This window comes from Paenibacillus sp. YIM B09110 (assembly GCF_037167145.1).
Lineage (GTDB): Bacteria > Bacillota > Bacilli > Paenibacillales > Paenibacillaceae > Pristimantibacillus.
Genome location: NZ_JBANSP010000034.1, coordinates 21108 through 35803, shown reverse-complemented (window position 1 = coordinate 35803; position 14696 = coordinate 21108). Strand labels below are relative to the sequence as shown.

The following is a 14696-nucleotide window of genomic DNA, read 5'->3' as shown; positions in this document are numbered from 1 at the left end:
CTACACCTCCGAATCCAGCGGCTCATAATCTTTGCGAAGCGGGTGTCCAACCCAATCATCGGGCATCATAATACGCCGCAGGTCGGGATGACCCGGGAAATCGATGCCCAGCAAATCGTAAATTTCACGCTCGTTCCAATTCGCTGTCGCCCAGACCGGCGTGGCGGAATACACCGATGCGGCGTCCCGATCGGTCCGCACCTTGATCGCTGCTTCCAGCTTGCTGTCCAGCGCGATCATATGATAGACAACTTCCATATGCGTCTCGTAATCGACGCCGGATACGTTGCGCAAGTAATTGAAGCGCAGCTCGTCATGCCCCTTCAGCATCGATGCTATGCTCCGCCAGTGCTTATTATGTATAACGAGCGTCGGCATATCGCCATTCAGCTCGTTCAAGTACGACTCGACTATAGCTGCTTCGTCCCCCGTCTCTTGCTTCACGAGTGCGACGAGCAGATCGAGATGCGGCTGCTTCGGAGATGGCGGCTTAGGCTCGGCAGGAGCGGCCTCCGCCGCTTCCGCATCCGCCTTCTCCTTTGCTGCCGCACGAGCAGCGCGCGCTTCCGCCGCTGCCTTCAGCTTCGCCTCACGCTCCGGATCTACCGCCGGCGCCGGCGGCTTCACTGTATCGCTAGACTCCGCCGCAGCCTCCGGCTTATCCGGCTTATCCTGCTCCTCGCTCATCGGCCTGTCACCCGCTTCCCGGTCTTCGCCTCGTAGCGGATCTTCTCCTGCAGCCGGTTGATGCCATAGATCAGCGCCGCCGGATTCGGCGGACATCCCGGGATGTACACATCAACGGGAACGATCTGATCGACGCCCTTAATGACCGAATACGACTTCACATACGGTCCGCCTGCCGTTGCGCAGGAGCCCATTGCAATGACCCACTTCGGCTCCGGCATTTGGTCGTATAGACGCCGAAGCAGCGGTCCCATCTTCTTCGTGACCGTACCCGCGACGATCATTACGTCAGACTGGCGAGGCGACGTGCGGAACATAACCCCGAAGCGGTCTAGATCGTAATGAGAAGCTCCCGTTCCCATCATTTCGATTGCGCAGCATGCAAGGCCGAACGTAAGCGGCCATAACGAATTGCTCCGCGCCCATGCTTTCAACTGCTCCAAGGTACCCATAAATACGTTGCGTTCCAGCTCTTTGCGCTCATCAAGCGATATTGACTCTAGACTGAATTCCATTTCAGCACCTTCTTTTTCCAGGCATATAGAAGTCCAACAAGCAGCATTCCCGCAAATATGATCATTTCCACTAGCACAAAGAGGCCGAGCTTATTATAAGCAACGGCCCATGGATATAAGAAAACGGTTTCGACATCGAAGATGACAAACATCAATGCAAATAAATAATAACGGATATTGAATCTAACCTGACCAACACCTACCGGTTCGTTACCGCTCTCGTACGTCGTTTTCTTAAGCTCCGTCGGCTTATGAGGCCGAAGCAGCCTTCCGATAGTCAAAGCCGCAACCGGGAGCAAAATGCCCAGTACGATGAAAATTGCCACCATGACATAGTTGTTGGCGTAGTTTTCCACTCGGGTCGCCTCCGTCTGTTGGTTTGGCGCGGACTAGTGCCGCTTGGTCATTTTTTCATCACAATTATAACAAATGCTTCCACAGCCGTCTATGACGGAGTTACCCGTCCGCCTCGTCTGCTTGCGGCTCGGATTGCGCTCCCGTAGCGGATTTTGACGATTCCTGCTGCTTAGACTCCGTCTGCTTCTCTACTTGCCCTTGCTGATCGGATACGAGCTTTCCGTCAGTCGAATCCCGCTTACCGGTAATGACGGCGATAAGAAGCAATAGGAGCGGGATAATAATGCCCTGAAGCGACGAATATAAGGTCCATACCCCCATTGCAACCTCCTTCGTATGAGCGATATTGCGGTAGAGGAGTATGGACAGCGGAACAATAACAAATGCGTACGGCAGGACAAGCGGTCTATACGTATGGAGGCCGACGACCTGCGCCGTTGTAACGGTGAGCGCATATACGCATAAAACAAGCTTCATAAATACCGTTCCAATCCAGACCATCGCCACCAATATTTCAACCCGAACTAATATTTCCTCGATATTAATATACTTAGCCATATCGTATACGGAGAAAGGGCTTCGGGTCACTTCACTTACCCCCATGACGGCAATGAGGTAGAAGGTCAATATCGTACTCGAAGTGGTAAGGACGATCATCGACAGCTTAAGCGCCTTGCGCAGCTTTCGCTTGTTTTGTTTTTGCACGAGCGGCAATATGGATGTGAAAAATACAAATTCGGCAATCGGGAAGCCGAGAATCGGATAGACCCCTTTAATCGGCCGCAGCAATCCCTTATACAGAATAGGCTCAAAATTGTGGAAGTTGAATTGGTTGGTGAGCGATACGAGAATGACAATAATGATCAGCATCCCCCAGGTGAAAAGGATCTCACCCGTACGCGCGATAGTTTCTATTCCTAAGTAGACGCCATACACCACAACGAGCATAAACGTACTATTAATGAACCATGCCGGCGTCTGCGGCAACACAGACAAGCCTAGAAAATCGGATATATTCCTTAGTACAAGCGAGCTTAATATAAGAAAAAATACAATGTAGGTTATGCTGAGAAGCTTGCCTGCCCATACACCGAGCAGCTTCTGTGCATATTGCGCCAGCGACATATTAGGAAATCGTTCGGCAAGCGCCAAATAAATCATGAGCACGAAATAATTAATAGGCCCGGCAAGCAGCATCGACACCCAACTGTCCTGCTTGGCGATGACCGTGACGGCTGTTGGCAGGATGAGCGTCGAACTTCCCATTGCGAACATGAAGACCATTTTCGCCGATTGCCCCGGCGTAATCAATGAGTTGTTCAACCCTGCCGTTTTACTCAATTTCCATTCACCCCTTCTCGATCCACAAAATTAACGGAATGTACACCGGCTTAAATAGAGCCATAATCATATCCAAAGGATTCGGAACTGGAAGTCCGAGCATCATAGATGCGATAAGCGCAGCCGCTATCGTTAATATAAAGATAGACCAGCCGCGCTCCCTGTACTGTCCGCGAACACCGTTACGAATCCAAATAAGAACGCCGCTGCCTGCTACAACAAGCATAGCTACGATTAAAGGAAGCATCCCGATCACTCATTCCACGATAGATTCGCTTCTTACGCCTGAACTGAGAATATTCGTCTTGCATTTGATAATGGACTGAACGAACGGAAAATCTTCGTCCCAGCTTGCTTCCTTCCGTTTCCATATCGACGGCTTACGCATATAGATCTCTTTGCCCCAGCCAAGCGCATCCGAATTCATATCTTTTTGCAGGACATGAATCACTTCTTCTGCTTCCTCCTTAACCGCATCGCTCGTCAACTTGCCTATTTGCATTAAGACGCTCTCCTCCATTACCTTAATGCCTGGACACATAATCTCCTGTATGCCTCCCGTAAGCAGCAGATCTGCTTCGATGATTGGTTTGCCGTCCTTTCCCTGCTTCACGTGGTATAAGCGATTCGCTTCTTGTATCTCTACCGTTAAAAAGCCTTCCGACTCCGGACATGCAAGCTTGATAACCGTACTCTTCACCTTGCCCTTCAACCAAGCAAGTCCGCGAGATTGCTTTGGCGTCAGAAAGCCGACCAGCTTACCTTCTTTAAGTACGCCCATTGATGCAAGGGAGGGGACCGTCTCCGGAGGAATGGTAGTTACGTTGTCCATCTTGTTCCCTGCCGACTTATCGCCATCGATACGCAAAGACGGGATAACGCCTTGTTCTCTGCCTTTACCCGCCAACCGCGTAATGTCCTTAACGAAAATCGCATAATTGGTCCCGTACGCTTCCTCGTTGACCTCGATCATGGCATGGAACTGATTGACCGGGATCGATTCCGTCTGCGTCGTCGTCTGCAGCAGCTTGCGAGCGCTCGTTCCCCGCGCCAATGCTATCTGTATATCCGTTCGAATATCGGGGTTCCGTTCGATAAGATCAACAAGCGGATAAACGCCTCGCCTCGCCATGCTCTCACTGATGATCAACATCTGTGTATGAGAGAAAAAAAGTCTGCGCGACGTCTTTGTCGTCATTTTGCGAATTGCCTCGAATACAGTGTCCCCCGTCTCCGTGAATGACGTTACGCTTGGTCCGCCACCGCCGCCCTTGCTCTCTGATGCCACGTTCTGCGGCAGGACGACCTGTACGGTAAGCTGCATCTCTTGCTTTCCTGACGGATCGGGATCGATGCCAATTGCGAATACGACGCCCAGCTTGTCCAGATATCGTAAGTCCCAGCAGCCGCTAAGAAGCAGCAGAACGCCGACTGCCCCGATGACTCGTACAGGGCGGACAGTCTCTCTTGCTCTTTGCAGCCATGCCCGGATTCGCTTCGCAGTCATTGCCCCGGCTCCTTCCTAGGCTCTGGGTCTACCTGCTGTCTCACTTTATTGCCCGACTTGATGCGCTGCGGACGTTCCTTCATTAGCCACAATGGAGCGCGAATGAAAGTATCCTTTAGATCGGCCATCACCATTGGCGCGAACGGTGTCATATACGGCACGCCAAACGATCTAATATTGCATAAATGCAGCAGTATAAACAGGGTGACGAGCGCAATTCCATAGAAACCCAGCGTTGATGCGGCAAACAACAGGAAGAAACGCAACAGCCTGGCGGCAATACCGAGACTGTAATTTGGTGAAACGAAGCTGGCTATTGCCGTGAACGAAACGACGATCACGACCGCCGGGGATACAATTCCCGCTTCTACAACCGATTGTCCGATAACGAGACCGCCAACAATCGATATCGTATTGCCGGCCGCGCTGGGCATACGTACGACCGCTTCGCGCAATATCTCGAACACGAGTTCCATAACGAATGCTTCCAAATAAGCAGGAAACGGAACGCCCTCCCGCTGAGCCGCCAGTTTTAGCAGCAAAGGCGTTGGAATCATCTCTTGGTGGTAGCCTACGATTGCGACATAAATAGACGGCATTAGCAGCGCGATCATAAACGAAGCGAAGCGAAGCAGCCTCAAGAACGTAGCAATATCGTAACGTTGGTAATAGTCCTCCGCCGCTTGAAAAAATACGTTAAGCGTAGCCGGCACAATAAGTACGAACGGCGTACCGTCAACTAGAATTGCGATTCTCCCTTCCAGCAAGTTGCCGGCAACCGCATCTGGCCGTTCATTGCTCAGAATGGTTGGGAAAGGCGTCCATTTCTGATCGCTTATCAGCTCTTCGATGTAGCCCGATTCCAATATGCCGTCAATCTTGATTGCTTTGAGCCGTTCTCGAAGGTCCGTAACCATCTCTTCGCTGGCAAGCCCCTTAACATACATGAAGCTTACCGGCGTCTGAGTAACATCGCCTATTGTCATTTGCTCCATCCACAACTTCGGACTGCGAATCTTCCTTCGAAGCATCGCCGTGTTCGCGCGAATCGATTCCGTGAACCCTTCGCGCGGACCGCGAATGACCATTTCGGTCTTCGGCTCTTCAATTCCCCGGCGAGCACCTCCGACAACGTTCGCGGCCAGCGCTTGCGTTTCGCCCTCCACCATAATGATGCAATACCCCATGAACAGCCTTTGGAAAACCATCTTCCAATCCTTCACATCCACGGCAAGACCGGTCGACAGCAGCTTCTTCTCCATCCACGTCAGCAACGGCATGCCATGCTGCTCCGTCTCTACGTCATACCGATCTCGGTGCAAGGGTTGAATGACGAATTCATTCATCCGATCATCCTCGATCATTCCTTGCACATAAATAATCAGGATTGGCGTATTGCCAGCATCGTTCAACTCTAATTCGCGGTAAATAATGTCCGGACTTTCGCCCAGCTCATTCTTGCACATTTCTATATTTTTCTTCAATGAGGAAGTAACGGGCATGTCTGCCATTCGGTTCATTTGCTCTGATTCATGCTCGACCGCTTTGGTCAGCCTCTTCTCGTCTGTTGCGCCGCTCTTGCGCTTGCCTTGCACCATACGTCCCGACATATGCATCCGCTCCCTCACAGCCGAATAGTCTGCACTCATACTTATTAGGGATAGGATGCCTCTGGCATTCCATTATTATGTACATGCTAGTTTTGGCGAACAAAAAAGCCGCAACCCCGTTATAAAATAACGGTGCCTGCGGCCCTCTCTCATTTACCTGATTCTCGTATCGGTCAGCTTGAACTGTCCTACCAATTGCTGCAGCAGCGTCGTAATCGATTCTACGCTTTGCGATGTCTGCCGGACATTGCTCATCTCACCGATCAACTCTTTCACTTTGCCCTCAACATCGGATGAAACTCTGCGGTTCTCTCGGCTGACAAGCGCGATCTTCTCCATCAGCTCGACAACCTCGTCAACGACCTGCGTTTTGCGTACATCCTCGGCATGCGCGGCAGCCAGCGTGCTTGCGGCAGTAGCTACAAGCTCTGTCCCTTCCTCTACGACCCGAGTACCTTCATCCATGGAAGCATAGGCTTGCTTCGCTTCCTCATAAATATGCTGCGTAATCGTGTGAACCTCTTCCGTTGATTTCTTCGTCATATCGGCAAGCTTGCGAATTTCGGCTGCAACTACCGCGAAACCTCTGCCTTGCTCGCCTACGCGAGCCGCCTCGATCGAAGCATTCAGCGCCAGCAAATTCGTCTGTGCCGATATTTCTTCTATAACTTGCAGCACGCCTCTAATCTCCTGCACAGTGGACATGAATTTATGAATCGTTTCATTCGTCTGTCCGACCTTCGCCGATATATGGAACATCTTATCGCCGATTCGATCAACCTCGGACTTCGCTACCGCTATTTGCGCCGCAGCCTGCTCTTCAAGCAGCCTTAGCGTAGCTCGCATATCATCGGCCGTATCCTTCGCCGTATCGATATCCTTAAGCTGCAGTCTAATGCTGCCGATCATATCGCTGACTTTGCCGCTCACCCGCTCGGTGGATTGCGCCGTTACAGCGGCAGACTCATTAAGCACATGCTGGCTGGACAATACGTCCGCAGCGGCCAGCTTCACTTGCAGCATAATACCTTCGAGCGAGTCGATCATATTGTTGATCCACTTCGCCAGTTCCTTCGATTCGTCGTTGTCGAACTCCGACAATTGAAGTCGCTGCGTCAAGTCGCCCTTTCCTTCCGCATTCATACGAATAAAGGAATTTACTTTGCGCAAATGCCCGACGACTCTGCTCGCTTCCTTCCGCCGGATCGTTCCTTCGATGAACACACCGAAGATTAATGTGAATGCGAATACAGCGGCTGCCGCAACCCAAGGAGATACTGCTGAAGCGATAAGCCCTACAAGAAGCGCTGACAGCATGCTGAGTACGAGCATAGAACCCCATTGAATTTTGCGCTGCCTCCAGCCGATACTGCGAATCCGGTACACTTCCTCTAGATCGCCCTCGCACATCATGCCCCACTTGTCCGGGCAGTGCGGCAGCTGGAACGTTACACCTTTGCCGATAACAGAAATATGCCTGTAGTCCGAATACCCCGGGAATTGAACGAATAGATTGCTTCCGTTCCTAATCGTATTCGCTACCCCTGGATGAAGCTCCCCTGTCGCCGGATCGGTGAACATTAACTCCAACTCGGTATGCTCCTTGATCGATACCATTCCCCAGTCTGTCGTAACGCCATCCTTCAAGTTTTCGCCGTGCGTGAACGTTCGATCCTCAAACCGGCTTCGTGACAAAGCTGTTCCCGGAGCGATCTGGCGATTAAGTCCCGGCTCGGCCATGAAGATGTAGTTATCACCCGAGTCGGGATAGACGTGGCCTGATTCCCGTTGAATCAGGTCGCCAATGACATCATTCGGCACACGCGCGCAAAGCGTAGCCGAGGCACCGCTCTCCGTCTTGAACGGGCATATGAATAATAACGTCATTTTATCGTGGAAGGAGGAAGAACGTGCGCCTAGCTTCAACGTAATGTGATCGCTATAAGGTCCGAACAAGCATTTGCGCATGCTGCCTTCTTGCGTTGCATAGACCAAACCGTTATAGATGGCACTTCCTGAACGATACGATTGTCCGATATGATCGGCAAGCGTAGAGTAGATAACCGTATGCTGCTCATCCATAATGAAGAGCTCCGTCACGTCAATTGCGCGTGCATATGTACGTTCTAGCAATCGTTCGATCGAAGGTTGATCTGCTGCGGATAGCTTAGACCCGATTCCGGTAAATACAGGTTTCAGTTGCCCCGCCAGTTGATCGAGCTGGTCCCAGTTCTCCATCGCCCACGATGAGAGCAGCTCCTTGCGCGTATCCGCGATCCCCTCGAAGCTCTGCTCAACATCGTCCTTCAAATCTTTGTTTAATTGCCAAGAAATCCAGAGTGGAAACCCAACCTTCATCCCTAACCAATCGAACATATCGCACTCCTCCTGCTCTTCTCTATCTACTAATGTTAACTATATTAACATATGTTGTTGGATATTTCATGCAGAAGTTTAGTTTTTATGTCGAAAATGGTCAAGATTTATGTGAGTCTCATGAAAAAAGACCATAAACACGAATATTACCTGACATTATCGGCTTTTCTTTCGGTTTGCCTGCCACATCAGCCACATGAAGTAGGGGGCTCCAATCAGAGCCGCAATCAGGCCCGACGGAATTTCTTTCGGCGCTAGAACCGAGCGCCCAATCATGTCGGCGAGCACGAGCAGGACGGCGCCGAGAAGAGCAGTTAGGGGAACTAGTTTCCGATAATGCGGCCCTACGAGCATTCTCGTTATATGTGGAGCTATCAGACCGATAAATCCGATCGAACCGACTACAGATACTGCCGCAGCGGCTAGCGCCACACCTAGACCGCCGATCAGCAGCCTCGCACGATCCGCCTTCAAGCCCAAATTCGTCACTGTCGTATCTGAAAATTGTAAAATATCAATTCGTCGTGCAAGTATCCAAGCGATCGGCAGCAAAATAAGCGGCCAGTAGATCAACTGCCAGAAATCGTCCCAGGTCCGCGCATAAGTCGTTCCTGCAAGCCAGACTAGCGCAGATGCTACGGTCATCTTCATGCGAAGGACCAGGATTTGCACAATTGCGCTTCCCGCAGCGGATACGCCAAGTCCAAGCAAAGCAACGACAGCGGGTTGAAAGCCGCTTTTCCTGCCTAAGAGGAATACAAGAGATGACGCAGCCACCGCTCCAATGAACGCTCCGGCAGGCAACCACTGAACGGATAAGCCCGTGAATACGGCCATCAGCAGCATTGCCCCTACGCTTGCGCCAGCCGTCACGCCAATAATAGAAGGATCGGCGAGCGGGTTGCGAACGATGCCTTGCAGAAGCAAGCCGCTGACCGCAAGCGTAGCGCCTGCTAGAGCGGCTACTAAAGTACGCGGCAGCCTCATATCAATGGCTAGCCGCTTCACTTGCTCTTCGCCATTGCCGAATAAAGCCGATATGACATCGCCGACCGGAATACGCAAGCTTCCGAATGCCAAGCTCGCGACAATTGCTGCTGCCAGTAGAAGGAACGCTCCTGCAACCCATACGCCATACGGAACGCGCGCAAGCTTGACGGAAGAGGCAGAGGTAGCCTGAGGCGTTCCTTCGCGCTTGGCTTTAACCGTCCGCAGGACAAGCCATACAAGCCATGGTCCGCCGATTAAGGCCGTTATTGCCCCGGCTGGCAGCGGTCCAAGCGAATGCCTGAACTGCATCGCTACCGTGTCGGAAGCGATCACGATAACCGCGCCCCAGATGAATGACGTAGGCAGCAGCGCAATATGTCTCTTGGCGCCAAGCATACGCATCAGATGCGGAGCGATGAGTCCGACGAAACCGATCGGTCCAACGACGCTGACGGCAATAGCAGCGAGCACAACAGCTATTGCAATTCCCGAGAAGCGAAGCTTCCAGGCCTTCTGTCCCAGTGAAGTAATTGTATCCTCATCCATCTCCATAAGATCCCATTTGCCAGCTAGCAAGCAGGCAAGTAGGACGCCTCCGATAATCCAAGGCCATGCGTGCTGCACGCCGCCCCAGCCGTTCTGCACCAAAGAGCCTGAGCCCCACAAAAACAGCCCCATCGTTTTCTGTTCGAAGAACAGCTGCAGGGCAGCGACACCCGAGCTGAGCGCCATCGTAACAATCATACCTGACAGAGCAAGGCGAACCGGTGAAGCTTTGGCCCCGCCAGCCATCGTAAACGCAAGCAGCGCTGCGGCTGCCCCGCCGGCGCATGTTAATAGAAACGGATAAGAGTGAGCCATCACCGGAAAAAAGATCGTGCAGATCGTTAAGGCAAAGAATGCCCCTGCGTTAATGCCAAGTGTAGCGGCAGACGCAAGCGGGTTGCGCGTTGCATTCTGCAGCAGCGCCCCCGCGACGGCCAAAGCGCCCCCGACAAGGATGCCAATTAGCGTCCGAGGCAATCGCAGCGTCCATAAAATCTGATGCTCCATCTGCGGCTCTGCAGAGAATAAGGCGGTAATCGTAGTCTTGAGCGGGAGATCGGCTTCTCCCTGCGTCAGATGAAGGGCAGACATCATAGCAAGCAGAAGGAGCCCGGCTGCGGCTAGCAGCACAGGGCTCTTCATCGTTTGTTGCTTATGCTTCTTGCTAACTGCTTTTAGATTCATTTCGTAAGCAGGTCAGTTACTTTATTTGCTAGTAGTTCCGCGGACAGCGGCCCGCCGAATGGCCAGATGCCGTCAAGGTTGTAAAGGCGGTTTTCTTTTACGAACGGAAGATTGTTGTATACATCGTTCTTCGGAAGCAATTCGCTGAACACGGTGTCGTCAGGGCTAATCGTGTAAAGCAAGCTTGCTTGCTTCGTTTCATCTTTCGTCAATGCTTCCAGCGAACCTTCCGAATAACCATACATTTGGAACGCTTCGTCTTTGTGCGCGTTTTTCAAACCGATCTTGCTTAGAATGGACATCGCCATCGAGTTGTCCGTAAACAAGCGGAATGTCGCAACGCCCTCCGCGCTCCAAGCTTGCGTCATGACGATCGATTGTCCTTCTTTACCGGCAGCAGCTAACTTGCCCTTCGAATCTTCATATGAAGCATGCAGATCAGCCAATACTTTCTCTGCGTCGGCTTTCTTATTTACAGCGTCGCCGATTGCGAGGAACGTTTCTTCCATTTCGCTATACTGGTCAAGTCCGCCTTCTTCTGGATACGGATTGAAGATCAACGTCGGTGCGATTGCTTTAAGTTGATCGTAGATCGCTTCATGGCGGAATTTAACGCCGATGATAAGATCCGGAGCAAGACTTGTAATCGTCTCAAGGCTCGGTTCTTGACGCGTTCCAAGCTCAACGACGTCTGCATCCAACTTTTGATCCAAATAGCCGTACCATACGTTATAGTTCTCGATATCTGTTACGCCAGCCGGTTGTACGCCAAGCGCGAGCAGATCCTCAGCATACGTCCATTCCAGAACGACTACCTTCTTCGGCGTACCTTTAATTTCCGTCTCGCCCATACCATGCTTGATCGTACGAACGGATTCGTCCACCGCAGCAGGAGCATTTGTAGCTGTATCGTTAGCTTGTTCGTTATTGGCTGTACCTGCCTTGTTTGTGTTCCCGCTGTTCGCGTTGCCGCCGCATGCAGCTAGAAACACCACCATCGCTGCCAACATCAAGCTCATTAGTTTCATCCGTTTCATTTCCACTCATTCCCCCATATTGATAATCTCTCTCATCACTTTCACTATGATAAAGATTCTCATTTTCATTGTCAACCTTTTCAACAGTATTACTTTAAATAAATCAAAAAGAGCACAGTCCAAGCCGGGTTGGCTTGGGCTGTGCTCTTGATACTTTGAATTACTTATGCTTAATGTTCAGACGGTTCATCGCGCGTTGCAGAGAGAGCTCTGCGCGGCGGTAGTCAACTTCGTCACGCTTAGCAGCTAGACGTTGTTGCGCACGCTGCTTCGCAGATTCCGCACGTTCGATGTTAATATCGGTAGCTAGTTCGGCGCTTTCGGCAAGAATAACGATCTTATCCTTGCGCACTTCAATAAAACCGCCGTTAACCGCTACGATATCAACTTTATTGCCGTCGCGCTTAATCGTTACGGGAGCGATACGAAGCGGTGTTACAAGCGGGATGTGGTTCGGCAAGATGCCGAGCTCGCCCTCTACGCCTGTTACGCTTACCATGTTCGCAGTCTCCGCGTATACTTTACGCTCCGGAGTCACTATTTCGACCAAAAAGGTACTCATGTGGATTCCTCCCGCCTTTCGCTACTATTGCAGCGTTTTGGCTTTCTCGACAGCTTCTTCGATTACACCTACATAACGGAAAGCTTCTTCCGGAAGGTCATCATGTTTGCCATCGAGGATTTCTTTGAAGCTGCGAACGGATTCTTTAACAGGAACATATTTACCTGGCGTGCCTGTGAACGGTTCTGCTACGTGGAACGGTTGGGACAGGAAGAGTTGAATTCTGCGCGCACGGGACACGGTCAATTTATCTTCTTCACTAAGCTCGTCCATACCGAGGATTGCGATAATATCTTGAAGCTCTTTGTAACGCGCAAGAATTTTCTTAACGCCTTGAGCTACATTGTAATGCTCTTCGCCCAGAACCGATGGGCTAAGGATACGGGAAGACGACGCGAGCGGATCAACCGCTGGGAAGATACCCATTTCGGAGATTTTACGCTCCAAGTTCGTCGTAGCGTCCAAGTGGGCAAACGTTGTTGCAGGAGCTGGATCCGTGTAGTCATCGGCAGGTACATAGATCGCTTGGATCGAAGTAACCGAACCTTTTTTCGTCGACGTGATACGCTCTTGCAATTGACCCATTTCAGTTGCCAGCGTTGGCTGGTAACCTACCGCGGATGGCATACGGCCTAGAAGGGCCGAAACCTCGGAGCCTGCTTGTGTGAAACGGAAGATGTTGTCGACGAACAGAAGAACGTCTTTTCCTTCTTCATCACGGAAATATTCAGCCATTGTAAGGCCCGTCAAAGCAACACGTTGACGTGCGCCAGGAGGCTCGTTCATTTGACCGAATACCATCGCTGTTTTGCTAAGTACGCCGGAATCCTTCATCTCATGGTACAAGTCGTTACCCTCACGAGTACGTTCACCTACACCTGCGAATACGGAAATACCGCCATGCTCTTGCGCGATGTTGTTGATCAATTCTTGAATCGTAACCGTTTTACCTACGCCCGCGCCGCCGAAGAGGCCGATTTTACCGCCTTTTGCATATGGTGCGAGAAGGTCGATTACTTTAATACCTGTTTCGAGAATTTCCGCTGATGTGGACAATTCGTCGAAAGCAGGAGCCGGACGGTGAATAGGCAGGTTGATTGCCGATGTTACTTCGCCAGCTTCGTCAATTGGTTGGCCAAGTACGTTGAATACACGGCCAAGCGTTGCCGATCCAACCGGGATTGTGATTGCTGCGCCTGTATCAACAGCAACCATACCGCGTACTAGACCGTCAGTCGTACTCATAGCTACGGCACGTACCTTATTGTCACCGAGGTGAACAGCTACTTCAAGCGTCAAATTAATATCGATGCCGCCTGCTTCGCCCTTCTGCTCGATTTTGACAGCGTTCAGAATTTCCGGCAGATTGCCGCGTTCGAACTCTAAGTCTACGACCGGACCCATGACGGATACAACATGTCCTTTTTTCATGGTTTTCCCTCCTGGTTCCTTCTTGTTACTGCACCCGGGCTAGCGCTTATCGCAAGCGGCCCGCGGTAACAGTGCAAATCTATAGTTACGATTGAGCGTTCGCTCCGGCAACGATCTCCGAGATTTCTTGCGTGATCGCCGCTTGACGCGCACGGTTGTACGTAAGAGTCAATTGGTTAATCATTTTGTTAGCGTTTTTCGTCGCGCTGCCCATTGCCGTCATACGAGCGCCGAACTCACTCGCTTTGCCGTCCAATACTGCACTGTAAATAAGCGTTTCCGCATATTTAGGCAACAGTACTTCAAGCACGCCTTCAGCCGATGGCTCGTATTCGTACGATGCAACAGAACCTTTGCCGCTTACATCTTCCAGAGGCAGCAAGCGTACTGCTGTCGGAACTTGGGTAATCGCATTGACGAATTCATTGTAGTACAGGTAAAGCTCATCGTACGTACCTTCAGCGAAGTTTTTCACTGCAGAGTATGCAACCGACTTGATGTCTGCGAAAGTAGGGGCATCGGGCAAACCGATAACCTCTTCCACGATCGGCATATTGCGGCGACGGAAGAAATCCCGGCCTTTGCGTCCGATAACGAATAGTACATATTCGTCGGTGGATTTATGATTTTCGCGAATCGTTTGCGTTACTTTACGAAGAATGTTGGAGTTGTAGCCGCCTGCAAGACCGCGGTCCGAAGTAATAACGAGGTAACCCGTTTTCTTAACCGGACGCGTTTCCAGCATCGGATGCTTCACATCTTTCGTGCCGGCTGCGATGCTTGCTACAACTTCCTTCAGCTTATCCGCGTAAGGACGGGACGCTGTCGCCGCTTCCTGTGCTCTTCTGAGCTTGGATGCTGCAACCATCTCCATCGCTTTCGTGATCTGCTTCGTATTTTGCTTGCTCTTAATCTCGCGTTTAATATCGCGCATACCTTTTGCCATTTGTTTCACCCGCCTTTGTTGCCTCGCGCACGCGGCTTACGCAGCATGCTCAAAGCCTGGTGTTGGAGGAGTAAGGAAGCTGCGCCCGGACTGAAGTAGGACGGGCG

Annotated in this window: 13 protein-coding genes; all 13 read right to left on the bottom strand. The window is 51.4% G+C overall.

Translation table 11 applies throughout. The features are described from left to right. The 13 genes from V8F51_RS28600 to atpG all read right to left on the bottom strand — a co-directional run bounded on the left by V8F51_RS28600 (position 1) and on the right by atpG (position 14589). Entirely contained in the window at positions 1-783 is a 783-nt protein-coding gene (locus tag V8F51_RS28600; protein ID WP_337103915.1) for an NADH-quinone oxidoreductase subunit C, read from the bottom strand. After that, a complete protein-coding gene (locus V8F51_RS28595; protein WP_337103914.1) occupies positions 684-1202 on the bottom strand; it encodes a NuoB/complex I 20 kDa subunit family protein in 519 nt (172 codons plus the stop codon). The genes V8F51_RS28600 and V8F51_RS28595 overlap by 100 nt, the downstream gene beginning before the upstream one ends. Next, positions 1187-1531, bottom strand: a complete 345-nt coding sequence (locus V8F51_RS28590; RefSeq protein WP_337103933.1) for an NADH-quinone oxidoreductase subunit A — start codon at positions 1529-1531, stop codon at positions 1187-1189. The genes V8F51_RS28595 and V8F51_RS28590 overlap by 16 nt, the downstream gene beginning before the upstream one ends. A gap of 127 nt (positions 1532-1658) precedes the next feature. Continuing rightward, positions 1659-2900 (bottom strand): GerAB/ArcD/ProY family transporter, encoded by a 1242-nt coding sequence (locus tag V8F51_RS28585; protein ID WP_337103913.1) that lies wholly within the window; start codon positions 2898-2900, stop codon positions 1659-1661. 7 nt (positions 2901-2907) lie between these two features. Next, positions 2908-3147: a hypothetical protein gene (locus tag V8F51_RS28580; RefSeq protein ID WP_337103912.1), complete on the bottom strand. Its 240-nt coding sequence runs from the start codon at positions 3145-3147 to the stop codon at positions 2908-2910. A gap of 9 nt (positions 3148-3156) precedes the next feature. Further along, entirely contained in the window at positions 3157-4407 is a 1251-nt protein-coding gene (locus V8F51_RS28575; protein WP_337103911.1) for a Ger(x)C family spore germination protein, read from the bottom strand. After that, on the bottom strand, positions 4404-6017 hold the full coding sequence (locus V8F51_RS28570; RefSeq protein WP_337103910.1) for a spore germination protein: 1614 nt from the start codon (positions 6015-6017) through the stop codon (positions 4404-4406). The genes V8F51_RS28575 and V8F51_RS28570 overlap by 4 nt, the downstream gene beginning before the upstream one ends. 153 nt (positions 6018-6170) lie before the next feature. Beyond that, positions 6171-8393, bottom strand: a complete 2223-nt coding sequence (locus V8F51_RS28565) for a methyl-accepting chemotaxis protein (protein ID WP_337103909.1) — start codon at positions 8391-8393, stop codon at positions 6171-6173. A gap of 156 nt (positions 8394-8549) precedes the next feature. After that, entirely contained in the window at positions 8550-10613 is a 2064-nt protein-coding gene (gene fhuB, locus V8F51_RS28560; RefSeq protein ID WP_337103908.1) for a Fe(3+)-hydroxamate ABC transporter permease FhuB, read from the bottom strand. Continuing rightward, positions 10610-11632, bottom strand: a complete 1023-nt coding sequence (locus tag V8F51_RS28555) for an ABC transporter substrate-binding protein (RefSeq protein ID WP_337103907.1) — start codon at positions 11630-11632, stop codon at positions 10610-10612. The genes fhuB and V8F51_RS28555 overlap by 4 nt, the downstream gene beginning before the upstream one ends. A gap of 178 nt (positions 11633-11810) precedes the next feature. Continuing rightward, positions 11811-12212 (bottom strand): F0F1 ATP synthase subunit epsilon, encoded by a 402-nt coding sequence (locus tag V8F51_RS28550; RefSeq protein ID WP_337103906.1) that lies wholly within the window; start codon positions 12210-12212, stop codon positions 11811-11813. Between the two features lie 24 nt (positions 12213-12236). Then, on the bottom strand, positions 12237-13643 hold the full coding sequence (gene atpD / locus V8F51_RS28545) for a F0F1 ATP synthase subunit beta (RefSeq protein ID WP_337103905.1): 1407 nt from the start codon (positions 13641-13643) through the stop codon (positions 12237-12239). Between the two features lie 85 nt (positions 13644-13728). Next, positions 13729-14589 carry an ATP synthase F1 subunit gamma gene (atpG, locus tag V8F51_RS28540; protein ID WP_337103904.1) on the bottom strand — a complete coding sequence of 287 codons (861 nt, stop codon included), beginning with the start codon at positions 14587-14589 and terminating at the stop codon, positions 13729-13731. Positions 14590-14696 lie beyond the last annotated feature (107 nt).

Bases quoted from the DNA above. Each gene is read 5' to 3' on its own strand.
- atpG (WP_337103904.1), bottom strand. From the start codon at position 14,589: ATGGCAAAAGGTATGCGCGATATTAAACGCGAGATTAAGAGCAAGCAA.
- V8F51_RS28595 (WP_337103914.1), bottom strand. From the start codon at position 1,202: ATGGAATTCAGTCTAGAGTCAATATCGCTTGATGAGCGCAAAGAGCTG.
- V8F51_RS28570 (WP_337103910.1), bottom strand. From the start codon at position 6,017: ATGTCGGGACGTATGGTGCAAGGCAAGCGCAAGAGCGGCGCAACAGAC.
- fhuB (WP_337103908.1), bottom strand. From the start codon at position 10,613: ATGAATCTAAAAGCAGTTAGCAAGAAGCATAAGCAACAAACGATGAAG.
- atpD (WP_337103905.1), bottom strand. From the start codon at position 13,643: ATGAAAAAAGGACATGTTGTATCCGTCATGGGTCCGGTCGTAGACTTA.
- V8F51_RS28590 (WP_337103933.1), bottom strand. From the start codon at position 1,531: ATGGTGGCAATTTTCATCGTACTGGGCATTTTGCTCCCGGTTGCGGCT.
- V8F51_RS28565 (WP_337103909.1), bottom strand. From the start codon at position 8,393: ATGTTCGATTGGTTAGGGATGAAGGTTGGGTTTCCACTCTGGATTTCT.
- V8F51_RS28580 (WP_337103912.1), bottom strand. From the start codon at position 3,147: ATGCTTCCTTTAATCGTAGCTATGCTTGTTGTAGCAGGCAGCGGCGTT.
- V8F51_RS28575 (WP_337103911.1), bottom strand. From the start codon at position 4,407: ATGACTGCGAAGCGAATCCGGGCATGGCTGCAAAGAGCAAGAGAGACT.
- V8F51_RS28555 (WP_337103907.1), bottom strand. From the start codon at position 11,632: ATGAGCTTGATGTTGGCAGCGATGGTGGTGTTTCTAGCTGCATGCGGC.
- V8F51_RS28550 (WP_337103906.1), bottom strand. From the start codon at position 12,212: ATGAGTACCTTTTTGGTCGAAATAGTGACTCCGGAGCGTAAAGTATAC.
- V8F51_RS28600 (WP_337103915.1), bottom strand. From the start codon at position 783: ATGTCCGCCGAATCCGGCGGCGCTGATCTATGGCATCAACCGGCTGCA.